Below are 21,817 nucleotides of genomic sequence, written 5' to 3' on the forward strand. Positions count from 1 at the left end.
GACTATCCAAACTCCTCTAGATGTTCACGAATTAAAGCCATAAAGACATTACCAAAACGTTCAAGTTTCCGTTGCCCTACCCCGTTGATTAATAACATTTCACCCTCCGTAACCGGGCATTGCTCTGCCATTTCAATCAGTGTGACATCGTTAAATACTACAAAAGGAGGGATATTTTCTTCGTCAGCAATAGATTTCCGTAATTTGCGTAGCTTGGCAAACAGTTTGCGATCATAATTACCGCTATACGATTTACTTTGCTGAGTGCGCCCTTTTAAGCTCTGTATTCGTGGAACAGCCAATTTTAGTGAAACTTCACCACGCAATATTGGACGTGCCGCCTCTGTTAATTGTAATGCAGAATAATTAGCGATGTTTTGACTGATAAAGCCTAAATGAATAAGCTGCCGCAATACACTCACCCAGTGTTCCTGACTTTGCTCTTTACCAATACCATAAACCGGCAAATGATCATGTCTCATATCACGGATACGCTGATTATTCGCGCCTCTAAGCACTTCAACAATATAGCCAATACCAAAGCGCTGCCCAACCCGGTAAATACAAGAGAGCGCTTTTTGGGCATCCACCAAGCCATCATAATTTTTTGGTGGATCAAGGCAGATATCACAGTTACCGCAAGAGGTTTGTTTGCTTTCACCAAAATAGTTCAATAACACCAGACGACGGCAAGTTTGCGCTTCGGCAAAAGCCCCCATTGCATTGAGCTTATGCCGTTCAATATCCTGCTGTGTACCCGCCTCTTTCTCTTCCAGACAACGACGAAGCCATACCATATCAGCAGGATCATAGAACAACACCGCTTCCGCCGGCAGACCATCACGCCCGGCACGCCCAGTCTCCTGATAATAGGATTCGATATTACGCGGAATATTGAAATGCACCACAAACCGAACATTGGGTTTATTAATTCCCATACCAAATGCCACAGTTGCCACTACAACCTGCAAATCATCACGCTGAAATGCATCCTGCACCCGCGCACGCTGGCTGTTATCCAACCCAGCATGGTATGGAGCAACACTCAAGCCACGTTTTTGTAAACGCTCTGATATCTCTTCAACTTTGCTGCGGCTGTTGCAGTACACAATGCCACTTTTACCTTTCTGACCGCGAATAAACAGCCACAGTTGATCTAATGGCTTATATTTTTCTATCAAGGTATAGCGAATATTGGGACGATCAAAACTGCTGATATGGATAAGCGGATTATTAAGATTCAGTAGTCGGACAATATCATTGCGGGTCGTTTCATCTGCGGTGGCCGTCAACGCAATGACAGGTAATGTCGGAAAGCGTTGCCTAAGCTGCCCCAACGCCCGATATTCCGGCCTGAAATCATGGCCCCACTGTGAAATACAGTGAGCTTCATCCACAGCCAGCATTGCAGGTTGCCATTCCAGAAGTTGCTCAAGGAAGTTATCCATCATCAAGCGCTCTGGGGCGATATACAGCAATTTAATCATGCCCTGACGGCAACGCCGAATCACATCAATCTGCTGTTCGCGGGCCTGAGTTGAATTCAAGCAATCCGCAGCAACACCATTTGCCCGCAATTGATCCACCTGATCTTTCATTAAAGAGATCAGCGGGGAAACAACCAAAGTGACCCCTTCCTGTACCAGCGCTGGGATTTGGTAGCACAATGATTTACCGCCACCAGTCGGCATAATGACCAGACAATCACGCCCTTCAAGAATGGTATTGATGACCTGTTGCTGACCAAGACGGAATTGCAGATAACCAAAGGTTTCCCGCAATACCTGCTCTGTCAGTGATATCGTATTAATGACCTCTGCGGTAGACACGCTTTTCCTCAATATTAAAAAATCACAGACGCCATGCAAAACGCCTGTGCATTATGCTATCTCACTCTCGAAATAATTACAGCATGTCATTGAACATCATCTCGATACAAAAGCAGGTTTACTCAAAGGTTATAGCCGATCAAAAATCCGCCCCTCATTTACCTTACTCATCCCAATGCCGCACCATAATGCCCCATTTTTGCCTGTAATTTAAACAAAACCAGAGCAAATCCCTACACTTACACAGTTGTTAATGATAATAATTTGTATTAATGTTATCAAAATTGAATACCCCAAAAGTTACCTGTCTAAGAGAACCGGAATGAATATCTGGAAAAAGGATGCTTATATTCGAAAATTTCAGAATTAAGCGTACCGATTTGTTTCCAGTGTACAACGACTATGTTGGATATGATTTTTGATTATGAATAGGGATTGTTATCACCATGAGTTCACTACATATTAACTCTGATAATCACACTCTGCATCTTAACGCAGAGAACTGGCTCCGTGCCAATCGCCATCTGGTGACAAAAATATTACGTGAGCTATGTCACGAAAAATTAATTAATCCTACCTATCATGGACAGCAGCAGTATTCTCTGACAATAGGTGACTACCAATACCATTTTCAAGCGGAAACTTATCAGCTCGATCATATTGATATTGATGCCGCTTCCGTAACCAAATTCAGGGATAATCAATCTCAGCCACTTGATGCTATTCAACTGATTATTGAGTTGCATCCGCAGTTGGAAATCCCGGAAAAAATGCTGCCGATTTATCTCGACGAGATATCCAGTACGCTCTACGGTCACGCTTTTAAATATCAGTACAACCGATTTACAGCCCAAGATTTAGCTCATGCCGATTATCAAGTCGTTGAAACGGCAATGAGTGAAGGTCATCCAGTCTTTATCGCCAATAATGGTCGAATTGGTTTCGATGCCGATGATTATCAGCGCTATGCGCCTGAAAGCGCCAGCCCCGTGACTTTAATCTGGATTGCGGTACATAAGAATAAAGCTACTTTCTCTGCACTATCCGATCTTTCATACCAACAATTAATAGAAGAAGAACTAGGGAAATACCTGCCAGCGCAATTTGAACGCCACCTTAATATGCTGGGATTATGTCCATCAGATTATTATCTGATGCCTCTCCATCCTTGGCAGTGGCAACACCGTATTGCTATCAGCTTTGCAGCAGATATTGCCAATAATCATATTATTTATCTTGGAGAAGGTCATGATCGCTACCTCGCACAGCAATCTATCCGCACTTTCTTCAACATTACTCAACCGAAAAAGAACTACGTTAAGACTGCCCTATCCGTATTGAACATGGGCTTTATGCGCGGGCTTGATCCACACAGCATGGTCAAAACCCCATCAGTCAACGAATGGCTCGGCAACTTAGTCCATAGTGACAGTTTCTTCCAACAGAAAGGTTTTACCGTATTACGGGAACGTGCTGCTCTCGGTTATTTCAATAACTACTTTGAATCAGCCATTAAGAAGGACAGCCCCCATAAGAAAATGTTGTCAGCACTGTGGCGCGAAAGCCCAATGGCACTGTTGAAAGATAACCAACGCTTGATGACAATGGCTTCGTTATTGCATGTTGATTATCAAGGTCATTCCGTCGTCGCGGCTTTGGTAAAGGATTCAGGATTAAATGCAGAAGAGTGGGTATCACGCTATCTTGATGCTTACCTTTCTCCATTACTGCGCTCTTTCTTCACCTATGATCTGGTATTTATGCCACATGGCGAAAACCTGATGTTGGTATTGGATAATAACAGCCCGACAAAAATGTTGATGAAAGATATTGGTGAAGAAATTGCTATTTTGAATGGTGATCTCCAATTGCCTGAAGAGATTAATTTCTTGCACGTCACTATCGAAGACGACATGAAAATTAACTACATCTTCCTTGATATCTTCGATTGCTTCTTCCGCTACCTGATTCCGCTGCTGCAAAAAGATCTCAATCTACCCGAAGAGCGTTTCTGGCTACTGGTTGCCCGTTGTGTCCATAATTATCAATCACAACATCCGCATCAGATTGAAAAATTCCGCAAGTTCGACTTGTTTAAGCGGGAATTTATTCGTACCTGTCTGAACCGTCTGCAAATGGCAAACAATCAACAGATGATCGATCTCGACGACCGTGAAAAGAATCTTAAATTCGCCGGAACTCTAGTTAATCCGCTATACGCTTTACGCCATGAATACTCGGTTGCTCTTCATCAGGCAGAGCAGCAATAAATAAAAATATCAACATAGATAAGTACTAAAAGACTTAATTTGGGGATGGGATGAATAATAAGAAAGTGATGTATCCGTTTTTGCAAAAGGATTCCATGATTAAAAAAACAACTCTTGCAATGACTATACAGTTAGTACTGATGGGAAATAGCTATGCAATCGCGGAAAGTGCACAGAGCAAAAGCGATAAAACCGCTACCCAAAATGAAAGCACGATTATTGTCACCGCTTCACGATCAGAAAATGAAGGGGTGACCGAAGATACCGGTATGTACAATACCACTTCGATGGTCACCGCCACCGGCCTAAATCTTTCAGCTCGTGAAACGCCACAAACCGTCAGTGTCATAACCAAACAACGTATGCTTGACGAAAATCTGGACAGTGTTAATAGCGTCATCGATAGCACAACCGGTATGAGCGTACGCCAGTTTGATAGCGATCGTTTCGGGTTTACTTCTCGTGGCATGTCCATCAATAACATCCTGCGTGATGGGGTTGCTACCTACTACGACACCCGCTTTAACTATGGCGACAATCTCCTAGACACTGACCTGTTTGATCGTATTGAAGTGGTACGTGGAGCGGCTGGTTTGATGGTTGGCCCAGGCAATCCTTCGGCAGCGGTTAACCTGACTCGTAAACGACCAACCCGTGATTTCCGTGGCGAATTCTCTGCCGGCGCCGGTTCTTGGGATAAATGGCGCACTGGCCTTGATCTCTCTGGCCCATTAAACGACAGTGGCAACCTACGCGGACGTTTTATCACAGCTTATCAAGGAGCCAATTCCTTTATTGATCGCAATAATCACGAAAAATACCCGTTCTATGGCATTCTTGAAGCGGATTTGACAGAAAATACGTTGTTGACTATAGGCGCTGATTATCAACGTAATCATACTCGTGGCGGTATGTTTGGCGGTTTTCCGATCTACTTTGCAGACGGCAGCAAAACAGATTATAAACGCAGCGACAGCTATGCACCTGATTGGACTTTTTCAAAGGTTCGGACCTTCTCTACTTTCACCAGCCTGCAACATAACTTTGACAACGGCTGGAGTGTGAAAGGCACCTTTACTTATGATAATAATACTCTGGACCAAAAAGTCCTGTGGGCAACAAGTTTTCCTAACCGCAGCACCAATATCGGTATGGTACCGGGTAACATGACACTTATTGATGGCAGTCGACGCCAGAAGAACTACGATCTACAAGTGAACGGTGACTACCAGTTGTTTAACCGAACTCATCATGTCAGCTTCGGTTTGAACCATCAGCAACAGGATTTCCAAAACGATTATTTTTATGCCACCTGTATGCTCAAGCGTAACTGCTCTGGACTAGGTGATTTCACCGCTTCTGGCTGGCAATATCCAGAGCCAGACTGGAGCAAAACACGATCCAATGGTTCAAAAGGCCGTAATGAACAGACCGCAGGTTATGCAGTCACTCAGATTTCTCTGGCAGATCCGCTGACACTGATCCTCGGTGGCCGAGTCACCAGTTGGCAAACACGCGGTGACAATTTCAATACTCCACAGAATGCCAGCTACAGTGACGAATTTGTTCCTTACGGTGGGTTGATCTACAACATTACTCAAGATCTGTCGGTTTACACCAGTTACACCGGGATATTCAACCCAGAAAACCGCCGTGACCGCAATAATCAGTTACTTGCCCCAGTATCTGGACAAAACTACGAAGCGGGTCTAAAAGGTGTTGCTTTCGATAACGGTATTGATTACTCGCTATCGGTGTTTGAAATCCGTCAGGATAATCTGCCACAGGCAGGTACCGTGAAGTTACCGGACAACTCCACTGCTTACTATGCAGTAGATGGCACCAAAACTCGCGGGTTTGAAGCAGAGATCAGTGGTCAACTGACGGATAACTGGCGTCTTTATACTGGTTACACGCAATTCCGCGCAACAGATCCTAATGGTGTGCGAATCAATACCAATACGCCAAACAGGTTGTTTAAACTGTTTACCACCTACACCCTGCCAGGTGCGATGAGTAACCTGACCATCGGTGGTGGTGTTAACTGGCAGGATAAAACCTGGTTGACTGTTGATGGGCCTAGGAAGACATCAATGCAAGCGGAACAAAACAGCTTTGCTGTGGTTAACCTGATGAGCCGTTATCAATTCACACCGGATCTCTCTTTGACGGTTAACCTGAATAACGTCTTTGATAAGACCTACTACACTCAGTTCGGCCAATATTCTCAGTATTACTATGGCGCACCTCGCAACATCGAAGCGATCCTGCGTTATAAGTTCTGAGTTTGTTATAGCACTACATAGCACTACGGGCGGCAAACCTTATGTTTCTATTTATTTGAAGGAAAGCAAACAATGAAATCGAAGCGTTACAAAGGGTTTGCCGTACTGTCAGTGCTGTTGGTCAGTCTGCTGGCTGGCTGTGATAAGCCAGTCAGCACAGACAATGTATCGTCAGATAAGCTTGGTTATCCTAAAGAAATAACTACCGCATTGGGTACGGCGGTGATTCCACATCAACCCCAACGTGTTGTTGCCTTGGGCGCAGGAGCGGAAGATATCGTACTGGATCTTGGTATCGTCCCCGTCGGGATTGAATCCCATCGTTGGGGCGGGGATGAACAAGGCTATCTGCCGTGGTTCAAACAAGCGATACAACAGCGTGGCGAGACTTTGCCTGCTGTGATAGATATGTACCCCGAATTAGACATTGAGAAAGTCATTAGCCTTAAACCTGATCTGATTGTGGCAACCCAATCAGGCATCACCCAAGAGATTTATGACCATTTATCATATTTCGCCCCAGTGATCGCTTATCCATCTGCCCCTTGGCTCACAACACCACAACAACAGATTGAATTAATTGCTCGTGCGCTAGATAAACAGCCGCAAGGAGCGCAACTCGCTACTGAACTGGATGTCATATTACGCGAATCAGGTAATACCATCCCGCATATCAGTGGCTACACTTTCGCCTATATCAAAGCAGGTATCAGCAGTAACATGCTATCGGTATACGTCAGAGGCGATCCTCGCGTCGATACTTTAATACACCTCGGTTTGACGCTATTACCATCAGTCAGCACATTAGCCGATCCCTTCGGCAGTTTCGCCGCTAATATAGGACTGGAAAATGCGGATTATCTTAATGGCGCTGATATCTTAGTAACTTGGTTCAATAATGAACAAGAACGTAAAGCCGTGGAAGCACAGCCACTGTTTCAATCCATCCGTGCCGTGCATCAGGGAGGTTATATCCCGCTAACTGACCAATCATTAGTTGTTGCTATGTCTTACGGTACACCACTTAGTTTGCGCTGGGGCTTATCGCAATTCATGCCCGTGCTGGCAGAGGCAATTAAATCATCATGACAAATCCTAAACGGCGATTCGTACTGCTACTTGGCTTGGGTCTCATGATACTGCTGACCTTGATTTGTATTACTGCCAGTCTGAGTCTGGGCGCAAAAACGTTACCGCTATCAACCATATGGCATCACTATTGGTTAGGCGACAGTGGTAGCTATAGCGATCTGGTCATCAATGCCCGCAAACCACGCACATTAATTGGCATCATGGCCGGCGCAGCCCTAGCGCTTTCCGGTGCCATAACACAGGGATTGCTGCGTAATCCACTAGCCGAGCCGGGTTTACTGGGTGTTAACGCCGGGGCTGCTGCGGTGGTTGTCAGTTTCTCTTTCATACCCATATTGGATGAGCTTCCGCGCTTCTGGACAGCATTTATTGGCGCTAGTCTGGCTACATTGCTGTTCTACCTGCTCAGTGGAGGACAACGTAATAGCAATCCAGCACGCATGGTATTGACTGGTGCCGCCATTAACGCCTGCCTATTTGCTTTTGTGCAAGGTTTCGTATTAATGAATGCGCATATACTGGATAGTTATCGCTTCTGGACAATTGGATCACTTAGCGCAATGTCTCTGGCAGAAGCGAGTTCACTGATACCCTATCTGTTATTTGCCTTAATATTGGCCCTTTCACTCAGCTCTTCCCTAAATGTGATGGTATTTGGTGAAGGCATTGCCAGCTCACTTGGCGCTAATGTTGCCCGCACCCGCGTGTTGTCGCTTATTACTGCTACTATGCTAGCGGCAGTGGCTACCGCGATGGCAGGCCCTATTGCCTTTATTGGCTTGGCTGCCCCCCACTTGATGCGGGCTTTAGTTGGCAGCGATTTCCGCTGGCTATTACCCTATTGCCTGTTCGCCGGGCCGTGCCTCTTGCTCACTTCCGATATACTGGCGCGGTTGGTGATAGCACCCGGGGAGATCATGGTGGGAATTATCACCGCAGGAATTGGTGGACCTTTGCTCTATCTGGTTATTAAAACCTATCGTGGAGTTAATTATGTCGCAGATTAACCCATCTAGACCGGCAAAAACTCGAACCTTCATGTTGGGAACTGCTGTTTTTCTTGTACCTCCACAACGGACCCAAAGAGCCATCTTAATGATATTACTACTGCTCGCTGTGCTGTTTTATCTCTCTCTGGCACTGGGTAAGCAAGGTATCGATAACCCCTGGCTAACAACCTCAACCCCTTATCAGGAATTTATTTTCACACAGCTACGTTTACCCCGCGCATTAGTGGCTATCGGGGCGGGTGCAACGCTGGCGCTCTCCGGTTCACTTTTTCAACTGACGACCCGCAACGCACTCGGGAGCCCGGATATTATCGGCGTCAATGCCGGTGCTGCCGCAGGTATCGTCACCACCCTGCTCATCTGGCCTGGAGTACTCCCCGTTGCTTTAGGTGCGCTGCTAGGAGCTAGCTTCGCTGTACTACTGGTATATGCCGGAAACATTAGCAGCTCCGGGCAGATGCAGACAACCAGAATTGTCATCTCTGGCATTGCTATCGCCGCTCTTTGTATGGCATTTGTTAATTTTGCTATCTCGAATGTGCGCCTTGAGCAGGCGCAACAACTTGCTTCACTGCTGCACGGTAGCCTCGCCAACCGACGCTGGCAAGATGTTGGGTTAATTTATGGAACGATGATACTGTTTGTCCCCTTTCTACTCTGGCTAGGCCGACAATTAAACTACGTCAATCTCGGCTATGAAGTTGCTAATACACTCGGTGTATCAGTACGTATAATTCAGCTTATGAGTTTGTTACTGGCGGTCATACTGGCCTCAATGGCGGTACTGGTTATCGGGCCGGTGGCTTTTATCGCACTTTCTGCTCCGCAAATCGCCCGCCGCTTAGTACGGGCCAAAGGCACTGCACTGTTCTGCTCAGCACTGGTGGGAGCATTACTACTGCTTGCTTCCGATTTAATTACTTTGCTACTTCCTACTTCGGCGCGTCTGCCAATAGGAGTTATCACCGCAGGGGTAGGCGGTGTCTATTTGATGTATTTGCTGTACGCTGAATTAAGGAGAACAAAGTCATGTCATTCGATATAAATTCCTCAACCACCATCTCACGACTAACAGCCCAAGCGCTTTCGCTAGCATACGGCAAGAAAACGATTGTTGAGTGCCTAAATATTTCTATTCGTGATGGTGAATTCAGCGTCATCATTGGCCCGAATGGTTGTGGAAAATCGACCCTACTACGCGCCATTAGCCGAGGTATAACGCCACAGCACGGTGAAATCCTGCTTGATGGGAACAATATTCGACATTACAAGCCAAAAGCGGTAGCACGTGAGCTGTCTCTGCTAACACAAGGGGCAACCATCACCGAAGCGTTGACAGTATACGATTTGGTTTCACGTGGACGTTACGCTCACCAATCCTTTTTACGACAGTGGTCAGCAGAAGATGAACGAGCAGTTAACGACGCTTTATATGCGGTCGAACTCCAGGAGATGTCGCAACGGTTAGTGAGTGAGCTTTCCGGTGGTCAGCGCCAGCGCGCCTGGTTTGCCATGACATTAGCACAACAAACACCCATTGTACTGTTAGATGAACCAACCACTTATCTGGATATCACTCATCAGATTGAAATGCTCGATCTCTGTCAGCGTCTACATTTACAGGGGAAAACGTTGGTGCTAGTACTACACGATATTAACCTGGCACTACGTTACGCCTCACATTTAATTATGATGAAAAATGGCAAAATTTACGCCGAAGGTGTGCCAGAAGAGATTATCAACGAGCAGAGTATCACTGATGTGTTTGGTCTGGCCTGCCGTATTATTTGCGATCCAGAGTCTGGTAAACCATTGATTATCCCAAGATACAATCCTATCTGAACGGGAAATAAGCTGCCTATGGTTTTGTCGTATTAACAAGCAATATAGGCACCCAAAAGACTTACTACTTGATAATAACAATGATAATAATAATAATTATCATAATTATATTTACAATGATTAGTCATATGTAAGATACTACAATCAGCTAGTATGAACATGTAAACAGGGAGTTGGTGGTGTCAAATACAAAGCATTCAGTTACCCCTTTAACCACAGTGGTAATTGAAGATATCATCCAGTTATTTGAACAAACATTTAGTCATTTTACTGCCACAATGAGAGTAAATGCAGATAATATCCCTGCTACCAGCATGAGTTTTCCCCAGTGGTCAGATACAAAGAAGTTTCCAGTATTAATTCAGCGCTACCAAGATGAATATTACGGTACCAATGATATAAAGCCTAACCAGAAAGCTCTTTATTCCTTATGGACACAATGGTATTTTGGTTTGGTTATTCCCCCGATGATGCTAATGTTACTAGAATATCCACAAGCAGTGGATACCCATTACAATCTTTTTCAAGTTGAATTCCATGACAGCGGCAGGCCAGATATTTTTTACTATAATTTAACCTGGCTGAATGAAACACCTTCATCATTACTGCATCGCCATTATTCTCTATTAGATCGCCATATCATTCCCGTATGCGAGAAGATTGAATCATATCAAAGGATAAATGGACGACTCCTGTGGAATAACATCGGTTATCTCATGTATTGGTATCTTGCCGAATTTAGCTCAAGAATAAATAGCAAATTATATCAAGAAATTATAAATGGTCTTTTTATGGAACCACAACTCCCTGATGGTAGAAATAATCCACTTTACCGTACTGTTATTTTGCGGCATAACAATATGCAACGTCGCAGTTGTTGTCAAAGGAATAAACTACCTAGCGTCGGTAATTGCCATGATTGCCCTTTGGAATCCAAAGCAGAAATAAAAAATTAACATTCTATTCCATGAATTTTAATTCTTATCTGCTCCAGCAGAAAGAGATTATTATGATTTAATCCAAACAAATATTACACATAATAAAATCAATTATATTGGGCAATAACCAAACTATAACCTATATATGAGATGACAAGGATATATAATGTACGGCGACACTCTGCTATTAAACCATGAACTCACAGAAAATAATCATATCACGGACGAAGATTTTTCCAGATATTTCTTAAATATGAATAGTGCTGAAAATTATCTTGATGACGCTTATAATGTCATTACTAGGATAAAGAGAATATTACAACGGGTAGATAGACCTTTCAGTGGGATATTACCCCATGAATTATCTCCACTATTTTCTAAAGTGAATTTAGATCTTCCTCTGACCTCTTTAAACCTGGCCTTAGATGAGCTACAGCAACTTTATCTTAAAGATGCTGTTTATTTTCATCATCCAAAATATGTTGCTCATCTTAATTGTCCACTAGTATTACCTGCTGTTCTGGCAGAAACCATTATAGGAGCGATTAACTCATCATTGGACACCTGGGATCAAAGTGCTGGTGGGACATTAATAGAGCAGAAGGTTCTCGACTGGACACGAGATAAAATGGCATTGGGTACAAATGCCGACGGTATCTTTACCAGCGGTGGTACTCAGTCAAACCTGATGGCAATGTTACTGGCAAGGGACCATTTTTGTCATCAACGCGATCCTGAACATAAAAATCAGTTACATGGTCTGCCGGCGGATTTCCATAAACTGCGTATTTTTACCTCGACAGTCAGCCATTTCAGTACACAAAAAGCCGCTGCTATCCTTGGTTTGGGATATAACGCCGTTGTCTCTGTTCCTCATGACAGTGAGTTCCGCATGGACCCTGAAGCATTGGAACAATGCATTAACCAATGTGTCGCACAGGGCAACATTCCTTTTGCCGTTGTCGCTACGACCGGTACCACGGATTTCGGCAGTATTGATCCACTTCATCCTATCGCTGCTATCGCCAAACAGTATGGCACCTGGCTACATGTGGATGCGGCATACGGATGCGGTTTACTGGTTTCACCTCGTCGCTCTCATCTACTGGAAGGCATTAATTTGGCGGATTCTGTCACTGTGGATTACCATAAATCATTTTTCCAACCCGTCAGTTGCAGTGCTTTCTTTGTCAAAAATAAGAAGCATTTATCCCATCTGACTTATCATGCCGAATATTTAAATCCACTCAGTGCCTCACAAGAGGGTACACCCAATCTGGTCAATAAAAGTATCCAGACAACTCGCCGTTTTGATGCATTGAAAATGTGGCTGACATTACGAATTATGGGCGCAAAACAACTTGGAAAAGCTTTTGATAAAGTTGTCGATACAGCTCAAGATGCCTATCGATTAATGGCACAGAATCCCTATTTTGAACTGATTCATTATCCAGAGTTAAGTACTTTAGTTTTCCGTTTTATTCCTACACAAAAATTACCTGATGCAGATATTGATGCCGTCAATGCAGCCATTCGTAAATCGCTATTCCGTGAAGGTAATACCGTTATTGCGGGTACCAAAGTCAATGGCCGACAATATTTAAAATTTACGTTCCTTAACCCAACAACGAGCCAACAACACCTACAAGAAATTGTGCATAACATCGTAATGCACGGAAATGATTTTCTGGCAACCCATAATAACAATTAATGAGATTAATACTGTCTACCAGGAGAAACTTTTATGACAACTCGCCCTTATGATTTTATCGCCATTGGAATAGGTCCTTTTAATCTCGGACTGGCTTGTTTAACTCAACCACTAAAAGATGTTCATAGCCTGTTCATTGATCAAAAACCGGGCTTTGATTGGCATCCGGGAATGATGTTGGAAAATTCCACCATGCAGACCCCTTTTATGTCAGATCTGGTGACCTTGGCATCACCCACTCATCCACTCAGCTTCCTTAATTACATTAAGCAAAAAGGAAGAATATATTCCTTTTATATCCGGGAAAGTTTTTTCCTGATGCGTAAGGAATACAACCAATATTGTCAGTGGGCGGTAGAACAGTTATCCAATTTACGCTTTAACACACGCGTTGACAGCATTAGCTATGATGAACATGCCTCGCTATATACATTACATTGTTCAGATACGTTAACTGGGCAGCAACACCAATTTGTTTGTAAAAAATTGGTATTGGGTACCGGACCTGCACCTTATATTCCAAAGTGCTGCCAACCCTTCTCTGATCAGATGGTGACATCTGGTAATTACTTGAAGAACAAAGCAGCCTTACAACAAAAGCAATCCATTACTGTTCTGGGTAGTGGACAAAGTGCCGCAGAGATTTTCTACGATTTGCTCAGTGATATTGACAGATTCGATTATCAACTTAATTGGCTTACTCGTTCACCACGTTTTTTCCCGCTGGAATATACCAAGCTGACATTAGAAATGACCTCACCAGAATATGTAGATTATTTCTATAACCTCCCGGAAGAAAAACGGGATGCATTAAATCTGTCCCACAAACAGCTTTATAAAGGCATTAATAGTTCATTAATCAACGATATTTTCGATTTAATGTACACCAAAAGGTTAAACGGCAAATTAAACGTTAACTTATATACCAATAGTGAATTACGACAAATTAGCCATGCTAAAAATGAGCGCGACCTGACATTAATGTTATTCCAACATGAGCAGGAGCAACCATTTTCTCTGGATACCGAAGGGGTCGTTCTGGCAACTGGCTATCAGTATCAGGCTCCAACTTTTATTGAAGGTGTACGTCACCTTATCCGTTGGGATGAAAAAGGACGTTATGGTGTACAGCGTAATTACAGCATTGATCGCAACAATACCATTTTCATACAGAATGTGGAATTACATACCCACGGTTTTGTTACACCGGATCTGGGGATGGCCTGTTATCGCAATTCCTGTCTGATTTATGAAATTACCGGTATTGAACATTATCCGATTGAGAAAAGTATCGCTTTCCAGCAGTTCAGCGTTGACACCGAAGGAGCATACTAATGTCCGTCTTTAATCCTACGCTGTTTGAAAAATCCTTACCTGAAATAGGTACCTTTGCATTACGTCCATTGGATCTGGAACGGGACATTCCCGTATTAACTGACTGGGTTAATCGGGATTACGCCCATTATTGGGGAATGCAAAACAATACTGAGCAACAAGTATGGAAATTTTATCATGATTTAGCATCCCGCCATCCGGGAAGTGTATTTATTGGAATATATCTGGGGCAACCTGCTTTTCTATTAGAGTGTTATCGTGCACAAGATGATCTGATTGGAAAATATTATCCGGCACACCCAGATGATATGGGAATGCATATTCTGGTTGCACCACCGCAAGAAAAAATAAGGCATTTCACCTGGGGAATTTTCCAAACCATCATGGCCTTTATTTTTAGCGATCCTACTGTGGCTCGCATTGTGGTTGAACCCGATATACGTAATGAGAAAATTCACAAGCTTAATTTGCAGGCAGGTTTTGTTTATCAGAAGGCATTGGTATTACCTAATAAAACCGCCAAATTAGCTTTTTGCACCAGAGAGCAACATCAGATCGCGTTACAGCGGGAACACCAAGCGACAACATCCACCCCCTCAGGCTCATTGATGACAAACTCTACACACTTACAACCGGCGGTCTGGCAGAAAGTTAATCGTCTGCACTTGTGTAAAGCTATTTCTGAATTTTCACATGAATGTTTACTCGCGCCTCAGCAGTTAACTGAAAAAGCAGATAGTGACGGATATCACCATTACCGTTTGGATAGTGCTGACCACCTGGTCAGCTATACTTTCCGGGCACGGCGTATGGCACTGGATCACTGGCTGATTGATGCCAATTCGTTACAGAAAAATGCCAGCGGAGGAGAAGCAGCTCTCGATTCCTTGCTATTCATTATTGAGTTTAAACAACAACTTGGCATTAGCGACGTCGTGATGCCTACCTATCTGGAAGAAATTACTAGCACTCTCTATAGCAGCGCTTTTAAGCATAACAGAGTCGGTATCAGTGCAATGGATCTGGTGAACACTGATTTTCAAGCGCTGGAAGGGGAGATGATGGAAGGACACCCTTCTTTCGTCGCCAACAATGGCCGGATTGGTTTTGATATTGGTGATTTTCAGAACTTTAGCCCCGAAGCCGCCTCTGCCATGCATTTAGTATGGCTGGCCGCACATAAGAGCAAGGCACATTTTGCTTGTATAGAGCAACTCAATTATCAACAGTTGCTGGAACAGGAGCTAGGCACAACCACAATGGCTGAATTTGACCAACGGTTGATCGCGCTTAACCTTAATCCAGAGGATTACTTACTGATGCCTGTTCACCCTTGGCAATGGCAGAACAAGTTAGCATCAGTGTTTGCGCCTGATATCGCTAATCAGAAATTGGTCTACCTTGGTATTGGTGCTGATACCTATCAGGCACAACAGTCAATCCGCACCCTATTCAATCGCAGTCATCCTCAGCGATATTATGTAAAAATGGCGCTATCCATTCTGAACATGGGATTCATGCGCGGTTTATCACCTTACTACATGGCAACGACGCCAGGCATTAACGATTGGCTATTCGATTTGGTAACACAAGATCCCATCTTGCAACATTATCGTTTTAAAATTTTACGAGAAGTCGCCAGCGTTGGCTTCAAAAACAGCTATTACGAACAAGCAATCAGTAGCGATACGCCTTATAAAAAAATGATGGCGGCACTATGGCGAGAAAACCCATTGCAATTAATTGAGCCTGGGCAACAAGTGATGACAATGGCTGCGTTATTACACAGTGATCAGCAAGGGAATGCCCTGTTGCCCGCGTTAATTTCAGCATCCGGCCTGTCTACTCAAGAATGGTTACATCGCTATTTAGAGCGTTATCTTGCTCCGCTGTTACACTGTCTGTACGCTTATGATCTGATGTTTATGCCACACGGCGAAAATATCATCCTGGTATTGGAAAACCATGTTCCACAGCACATCTTTATGAAAGATTTAGCAGAAGAAATTTTGGTCATGAACCCCGATGCCGATTTACCAGAAAAAGCCAGTCGAGTCAAAGTAGACATGCCAGAAGATATGAAAACACTAACCATCTTATCTGATGTGTTTGACGGTATATTCCGCTATCTGGCTGCAATACTGGATGAACAGGATAACTACTCACAGGATCTTTTCTGGCAAGCCGTAGCAGATTGTATTTTAAACTATCAGCACAACCATCCCGAATTGAGTGAGCAATTTGTGCGTTACGATCTGTTTACACCGGAGATTAAACGCTGCTGTCTAAATCGTCTGCAAATAGCGAATAACCGCCAGATGCTTGATTTAGCTGATCCGGCTCAAAGTTTACAGTTTGCTGATAATCTGACTAACCCAATTGCCAAATTTAGTCATTTGTAAAATAGAGCTATACCTAATAGATTTCGAGTTGCAGCGCGGCGGCAAGTGAACGAATCCCCAGGAGCATAGATAAACTATGTGACTGGGGTGAGTGAAAGCAGCCAACAAAGCAGCAGCTTGAAAGATGAAGGGTATAGATATGAATGGAGAATAGTGAGTAACATACTCACCATTCTATAAGGCAGCACTGACTACAGTACTACCTTCTTTTTTACATATATACGCGATTTCAATCCCTTGAGGATGAAATAACCTACTTTCAGTACGTAAAATTCCAGCACAAATATTATTTCCCGTTTCAACTTACCTATAGTTGTATTCAATTATCCATTCAGATTATTGCCAGAAATTCCTTACAAGCTGGCAAGATTAGCAACAAAAGCACAACATTAACAATCTATTAACTATATAAAGTCACATTGATAACACATACCTTTATTTGGGAATAAAATTAAATGTCCACAACGCTATTAACCTTGGAAGAAGCCCGACAAGTGATCGGTAATGCTTTTGTTCACGATATGCCCTTTAACCAATTATTAGGACTTGAACTAATCCGATTTGAACCGGATTACGTAGAAATACAATTTCGTAACCAAAGTAAATTAGTAGGTAATATTGCACAGGAGATTCTACATGGCGGCGTAGTTGCATCAGTGCTGGATGTATGTGGTGGATTAGTCTGTATCGGTAACGCCTTGCCCCGTCTGGTACCCGCATCACGAGAAGAATTAGCAAAGCGATTATCAACAATGGGGACGATTGATTTGCGAGTGGATTATCTACGCCCCGGCCGGGGTGAATTATTCACTGCCACCAGTAGTATTATCCGCAATGGCAATAAAGTTTCTGTCGCTAGAGCTGAACTTCATAATGAGCAGAGAGCCCATATCGCCAGTGTAACAGCGACCTATCTGGTAGGATGACAATATAATTTTAATCGCTTGCGTAATATTCAGCCCGGTGACATATTATTTTCATGTTAACGGGCTAAAAACCCGTAACACTTTTTCCACCTTCTATTTAACATCAGGACAATATGAACAAGCCACAAACGACTAAAGGAGTTTTGTACGCCTTCGGTGCCTGTTTTATCTGGGGAATCGCGCCAGTTTATTTTAAACATATCCAGCAAGTACCTGCTGACGAAATCCTGACCCATCGGATTATTTGGTCATTTTTCTTTATGTTGCTACTGCTAACATTGAACCGTCACTGGTCACAGGTAGTCAAAGTTTTCCATCAACCTAAGAAAGTGCTATTACTGGCAGTGACGGCTACTATCGTTGCCAGTAATTGGCTGATTTACATCTGGGCGGTAAATCACGGCCATATGCTGGAAGCCAGCCTGGGTTATTTCATTAGCCCACTGGTTAACGTTTTGTTTGGTATGTTGTTTTTGAGTGAACGTTTCCGCCGTACGCAATGGGCAGCTGTTATTCTGGCCTTCACCGGTGTGTTAATCCAATTATGGCAATTTGGTTCTATACCGGTCATTGGATTAAGTTTGGCGGTCACTTTTGCCCTGTATGCCCTACTTCGTAAGAAGATGAATGTTGACGCTCAAACGGGCATGACGATTGAAACGCTGTGGTTACTGCCGGTTGCCGCCATTTACCTATTTGGTTTTGCCAACACCCCAACCAGTGATTTAAGTCATAACCCAACGACTCTCAATTTATTGCTGATTGCGGCGGGCATTATCACTACTGTGCCACTACTGTTATTCACCGAAGCCGCTGCCCACCTGCGTCTATCCACACTGGGATTCTTTCAGTATGTCGGCCCAACGCTGATGTTCCTGCTAGCAACCTTGGTTTATGGTGAACAAATAGGCACTGACCGTCTGATTACTTTCGGCTTTATCTGGGCTGCATTAGTGCTGTTTACACTAGATGCCGTGTACACACAGCGCAGATTGCAGAGATAGTAAAATAATGAAAATAACCATCAGATTAGCCAATACAACCGAGCAAATCTCCACATGATAGAACTGCCTATGAAACATATTGAAGCAGGATATGTTCATATTGCGAAGCAAACTGATGGAATTTTGTGTTGTATTGCCACTATCTGATGGAGATGCAGAACTTGATGGATTATTTGTTGAACCGACCTTTTGGCATCAAGGTATTGGCAAGCAGTTGGTGCAAATCGCATTGGATGATCTTCATATAAAAGGCAAAGCATCATTACAGGTGCTAGCTAATCCGCAATCAGAAAGGTTTTATACCCGTTATCTTTCACGTTGCCTCTTTGTTGGCTGCACTCGCTCACCCCGGTCACATAGTTAGCTATGCTCCAGGGGATTCTCTCCCTTGCCATCGCGATGCAACTTGAAATCCATAGGGTTTTATATTGCCCTTGGCTTTGAACGTTTGGGAAAAGAATACACTCAATTAGGGACAGCGATTCGTATGATTAAGTACATACGATAAAATAAGCTAATTCTATTTTGTAAATTAATGCCTTTTATCGTCACATCTACTTTATCTTTAATAATTAAATACTGTTTTTTAATAAAAATCCCAACTACATTAAAGATATAAAATAATAGCAAAAGCTTATTTTAAAATAAAAAACACCCCAAGTTATATATCCAATCAGAGATTATATAAACCCTATGGAATATTTACTTAAGCATTTTATAATAATGTTAATATCGTTTCCACTCAATAATCAACTTTTTAAAATAATAATAAAACCCAATACTGCACAAACAGATGATTAAACTCTTAACGTATTATTTTTATGTCTCTATTATGACCACCGCAATACAACTATTACGGCGGTCATATAGTGACCTGCTTCCGCCACTAAGTCACAAGTGACTCAGGCGGGGGCTTCCCATGATCCCTATTAGCAAAGGATAACAACTTTCGTTGCAGCCCCTGCTCTGACAGCAACTGCCTTGAACCATAATTTCACATTAGGTCATCCGATGGTAAAATGCATCCCATCCCTCGCTCTTTCTGACCATGCGTTCAGAAACGTAAGAAGCTTACGCACAACCACTTTTTGGGCTTTCCGGCAGCCACGAGGCTTTAAAATCTGTGACACCTTTTCGTGGATGAGAACCGCTTTTTGTTTCTACTTTTTACGTGCTGAAAATGGCGGTCTTTTACGGGACAGTATTCACTGGGCAACTTGCAAGCAGTGTATGCCTGAACTGAGAAACCGGGAATTATTTTCTTTATGTCCATTAGATAAGATGCATACAGGTGACAGATATAAATCAATACCTACGCTTCTGTCTGCACTGATTGTGTCTGGGGTTAATTTGCCTTCAAATCATCAAACAGGCACACAAGCGTAATATTTTCCCGATAGAGCTTTTTATAGTGACCATCTTTATCTTCCCGTCAATGACACAATGCAAAACCGCTTTTAGGAAACTAACCCATTTGGCGAAAAAGTTTTTGAAGACAGCCTCTAGATTAGCCAATACAGCCAACAAAGACTGACTATTGACTTCACAAACGTGTATTCAATAAACGAACAACTTACCATAACAACAAGAATTACATTAAAATAATAAATTGACACAACACCTAACATTAGCAATAATAATGTTAATTTTTTTTAACATGACAAAAACAAATGATCAAAATAGCAACAGGACTTGCGGCGATCACAGTACTTTCTCTTTCTCACACTGCATTTGCATCTTCTCTTCCACAAGAAAGGGATATACTGGATAAAGAAAAACCAAAGAATATTTTAAAAATTGACGATTTTCTACCTGAAAAGAAAAAATGGACTCTCTCGACTGGAATCTCCATTTTAAATAAATCAGGTGATGGAAGTTCACCTTTATTTTATTTAAACGAGATATCCCCCGGCCACTATATTTTGAACAAAGGAACACAAACATACCAGAAAGAAACTAACGGTGTCTCTGCTCATTCATCACTAATATATGGTATTACTGATGAACTTGCAGTAGGAGCTACTGTCAATGGCCAATGGCCAATGGCAGAATAATCAATATACTTTTGATGATGGCAAGAAAGCCGTTAATGACAAATATCAATTTAATGGTGTTGGACTAGGAGGAAGCTATCAAACCTACTTATTCTCCGATTATACTGTTTTCTTTGGTGGAATAAATATAAAAGAAAGCAAAATAAAAAGCTATACATTAGGAACATCACTAAACTGGATTTATGATCCTTTAGTCCTTACCCTGTCTTTAGGATATTTAGATGGCATATCTAGAGAACGGTTTTCAAACAATTATACAGCTTATACTACAGGTGGTTCCGTCATCTTCGCTGTTAATCCTGAAGTAAATATTCGTTGGGGTTTTTCAAAAGACTTTATCTATACACAAAATAACCTTTTATCTCAAAAATCCTGGAGCAGTAATACATCTCTATTAATTGGAACAATAGTAAATCTGACTGATAGAGTTTCTACTGATATTAATATCAAAGGTGGTGTCGGTAATAATAAAATATCTACCGTTTCTGTTTCTTTATCTTACAAAATCTGAGGACTCTGACAATGTTAAGAATTTTTTGTACTTCATTACTCATTTTGTCAACATTAATAACTACATCCTATGCTGTAATTCCTGAAAATAATGATAAATCTATATCTATAAATGATGATCTAATGAAAGAACTTGGATATAGCTCATTCAATCAGCTCAACTCAGAAGAAATGTACGAAACAAAAGGCAAAGTTGGACCAGTAGTGGTTGGCGCTATCGGCGCTATTGGTGGAGCGAGCTTATCCGTAGGACTTGATAAATCTAACGGAGATCCTGTTAATTGGAGAAATGCAGCTACCGCAGCATCAGCCGGGTTTGTTACCGGATTTAGCAGTGGTATTATGGGCCCAAGCACACTTGGAGTAGCGACTAGCACTACACTAGGAGTCAGTGCTGGTGGAGCAACCAATGCTCTACTCAAAGGTATAAGTAAAGGGTCGGCAAGCTCAGGATGTGTCTCTTGTCATTCGAACATATAATGAACATTAATTTCATTGTATTTTTGTTACTGATTTCTGGTTATCTATATTTGGGTACGAGAGCTTTTCCCGGCCCCAAATGGAGTGTACGCCTCTTATCAACATTTATCATGTTATTTTCTGGATATG

17 protein-coding genes are annotated in these 21,817 nt (G+C 42.7%); 16 read left to right on the top strand and 1 reads right to left on the bottom strand.

The window, feature by feature from the left end; translation table 11 throughout:
• Positions 1-2: 2 nt before the first annotated feature.
• Entirely contained in the window at positions 3-1,829 is a 1,827-nt protein-coding gene (gene recQ / locus D3222_RS02240; RefSeq protein ID WP_118984652.1) for an ATP-dependent DNA helicase RecQ, read from the bottom strand.
• Positions 1,830-2,275: 446 nt separating this feature from the next.
• Here recQ and D3222_RS02245 point away from each other — a divergent pair, with 446 nt between their 5' ends.
• The 16 genes from D3222_RS02245 to D3222_RS02325 all read left to right on the top strand — a co-directional run bounded on the left by D3222_RS02245 (position 2,276) and on the right by D3222_RS02325 (position 21,688).
• Positions 2,276-4,099 (top strand): IucA/IucC family protein, encoded by a 1,824-nt coding sequence (locus D3222_RS02245; protein ID WP_118984653.1) that lies wholly within the window; start codon positions 2,276-2,278, stop codon positions 4,097-4,099.
• A gap of 50 nt (positions 4,100-4,149) precedes the next feature.
• On the top strand, positions 4,150-6,384 hold the full coding sequence (locus tag D3222_RS02250; protein WP_118984654.1) for a TonB-dependent siderophore receptor: 2,235 nt from the start codon (positions 4,150-4,152) through the stop codon (positions 6,382-6,384).
• Positions 6,385-6,456: 72 nt separating this feature from the next.
• Complete coding sequence (locus tag D3222_RS02255) at positions 6,457-7,473, top strand: iron-siderophore ABC transporter substrate-binding protein (protein ID WP_118984655.1); 1,017 nt, start codon at positions 6,457-6,459, stop codon at positions 7,471-7,473.
• Entirely contained in the window at positions 7,470-8,483 is a 1,014-nt protein-coding gene (locus D3222_RS02260) for a FecCD family ABC transporter permease (RefSeq protein ID WP_118984656.1), read from the top strand. The genes D3222_RS02255 and D3222_RS02260 overlap by 4 nt, the downstream gene beginning before the upstream one ends.
• Entirely contained in the window at positions 8,470-9,531 is a 1,062-nt protein-coding gene (locus D3222_RS02265; RefSeq protein ID WP_118984657.1) for a FecCD family ABC transporter permease, read from the top strand. The genes D3222_RS02260 and D3222_RS02265 overlap by 14 nt, the downstream gene beginning before the upstream one ends.
• Entirely contained in the window at positions 9,516-10,328 is an 813-nt protein-coding gene (locus D3222_RS02270; RefSeq protein WP_118984658.1) for an ABC transporter ATP-binding protein, read from the top strand. Before D3222_RS02265 ends, D3222_RS02270 begins: the two co-directional genes overlap by 16 nt.
• Positions 10,329-10,507: 179 nt before the next feature.
• Complete coding sequence (gene fhuF, locus D3222_RS02275; RefSeq protein WP_198672726.1) at positions 10,508-11,284, top strand: siderophore-iron reductase FhuF; 777 nt, start codon at positions 10,508-10,510, stop codon at positions 11,282-11,284.
• 148 nt (positions 11,285-11,432) lie between these two features.
• On the top strand, positions 11,433-12,977 hold the full coding sequence (locus D3222_RS02280) for a pyridoxal phosphate-dependent decarboxylase family protein (RefSeq protein WP_118984660.1): 1,545 nt from the start codon (positions 11,433-11,435) through the stop codon (positions 12,975-12,977).
• Between the two features lie 33 nt (positions 12,978-13,010).
• A complete protein-coding gene (locus tag D3222_RS02285) occupies positions 13,011-14,312 on the top strand; it encodes a lysine N(6)-hydroxylase/L-ornithine N(5)-oxygenase family protein (RefSeq protein ID WP_118984661.1) in 1,302 nt (433 codons plus the stop codon).
• Complete coding sequence (locus D3222_RS02290) at positions 14,312-16,714, top strand: GNAT family N-acetyltransferase (protein WP_118984662.1); 2,403 nt, start codon at positions 14,312-14,314, stop codon at positions 16,712-16,714. Before D3222_RS02285 ends, D3222_RS02290 begins: the two co-directional genes overlap by 1 nt.
• Before the next feature lie 455 nt (positions 16,715-17,169).
• Positions 17,170-17,640, top strand: coding sequence for a thioesterase family protein (locus D3222_RS02300; RefSeq protein WP_118984664.1), 471 nt, complete (start codon positions 17,170-17,172; stop codon positions 17,638-17,640).
• A 113-nt stretch (positions 17,641-17,753) separates the two neighbouring features.
• The gene (gene rarD / locus D3222_RS02305) at positions 17,754-18,644 is read left to right on the top strand and encodes an EamA family transporter RarD (RefSeq protein ID WP_118984665.1); all 891 of its coding nucleotides are present in this window, start codon (positions 17,754-17,756) and stop codon (positions 18,642-18,644) included.
• A gap of 100 nt (positions 18,645-18,744) precedes the next feature.
• Positions 18,745-19,008, top strand: coding sequence for a GNAT family N-acetyltransferase (locus D3222_RS02310; protein WP_157975274.1), 264 nt, complete (start codon positions 18,745-18,747; stop codon positions 19,006-19,008).
• Positions 19,009-20,314: 1,306 nt separating this feature from the next.
• A complete protein-coding gene (locus D3222_RS02315) occupies positions 20,315-20,698 on the top strand; it encodes a hypothetical protein (RefSeq protein WP_118984667.1) in 384 nt (127 codons plus the stop codon).
• A complete protein-coding gene (locus tag D3222_RS02320) occupies positions 20,673-21,209 on the top strand; it encodes a hypothetical protein (RefSeq protein WP_118984668.1) in 537 nt (178 codons plus the stop codon). The genes D3222_RS02315 and D3222_RS02320 overlap by 26 nt, the downstream gene beginning before the upstream one ends.
• Before the next feature lie 11 nt (positions 21,210-21,220).
• The gene (locus D3222_RS02325; RefSeq protein WP_118984669.1) at positions 21,221-21,688 is read left to right on the top strand and encodes a hypothetical protein; all 468 of its coding nucleotides are present in this window, start codon (positions 21,221-21,223) and stop codon (positions 21,686-21,688) included.
• Positions 21,689-21,817 lie beyond the last annotated feature (129 nt).

This window comes from Photorhabdus sp. CRCIA-P01 (genome assembly GCF_003545805.1).
GTDB classification, from domain to species: Bacteria; Pseudomonadota; Gammaproteobacteria; order Enterobacterales; family Enterobacteriaceae; genus Photorhabdus; species Photorhabdus antumapuensis.

What these genes read in the sequence shown, in the direction of transcription:
- D3222_RS02320 (WP_118984668.1), top strand. Translation starts at nt 20,673, where the DNA reads ATGGCCAATGGCCAATGGCAGAATAATCAATATACTTTTGATGATGGC.
- D3222_RS02300 (WP_118984664.1), top strand. Translation starts at nt 17,170, where the DNA reads ATGTCCACAACGCTATTAACCTTGGAAGAAGCCCGACAAGTGATCGGT.
- D3222_RS02265 (WP_118984657.1), top strand. Translation starts at nt 8,470, where the DNA reads ATGTCGCAGATTAACCCATCTAGACCGGCAAAAACTCGAACCTTCATG.
- D3222_RS02280 (WP_118984660.1), top strand. Translation starts at nt 11,433, where the DNA reads ATGTACGGCGACACTCTGCTATTAAACCATGAACTCACAGAAAATAAT.
- D3222_RS02325 (WP_118984669.1), top strand. Translation starts at nt 21,221, where the DNA reads ATGTTAAGAATTTTTTGTACTTCATTACTCATTTTGTCAACATTAATA.
- D3222_RS02260 (WP_118984656.1), top strand. Translation starts at nt 7,470, where the DNA reads ATGACAAATCCTAAACGGCGATTCGTACTGCTACTTGGCTTGGGTCTC.
- rarD (WP_118984665.1), top strand. Translation starts at nt 17,754, where the DNA reads ATGAACAAGCCACAAACGACTAAAGGAGTTTTGTACGCCTTCGGTGCC.
- D3222_RS02270 (WP_118984658.1), top strand. Translation starts at nt 9,516, where the DNA reads ATGTCATTCGATATAAATTCCTCAACCACCATCTCACGACTAACAGCC.
- D3222_RS02315 (WP_118984667.1), top strand. Translation starts at nt 20,315, where the DNA reads ATGATCAAAATAGCAACAGGACTTGCGGCGATCACAGTACTTTCTCTT.
- D3222_RS02285 (WP_118984661.1), top strand. Translation starts at nt 13,011, where the DNA reads ATGACAACTCGCCCTTATGATTTTATCGCCATTGGAATAGGTCCTTTT.
- D3222_RS02290 (WP_118984662.1), top strand. Translation starts at nt 14,312, where the DNA reads ATGTCCGTCTTTAATCCTACGCTGTTTGAAAAATCCTTACCTGAAATA.
- D3222_RS02255 (WP_118984655.1), top strand. Translation starts at nt 6,457, where the DNA reads ATGAAATCGAAGCGTTACAAAGGGTTTGCCGTACTGTCAGTGCTGTTG.
- D3222_RS02245 (WP_118984653.1), top strand. Translation starts at nt 2,276, where the DNA reads ATGAGTTCACTACATATTAACTCTGATAATCACACTCTGCATCTTAAC.
- D3222_RS02250 (WP_118984654.1), top strand. Translation starts at nt 4,150, where the DNA reads ATGAATAATAAGAAAGTGATGTATCCGTTTTTGCAAAAGGATTCCATG.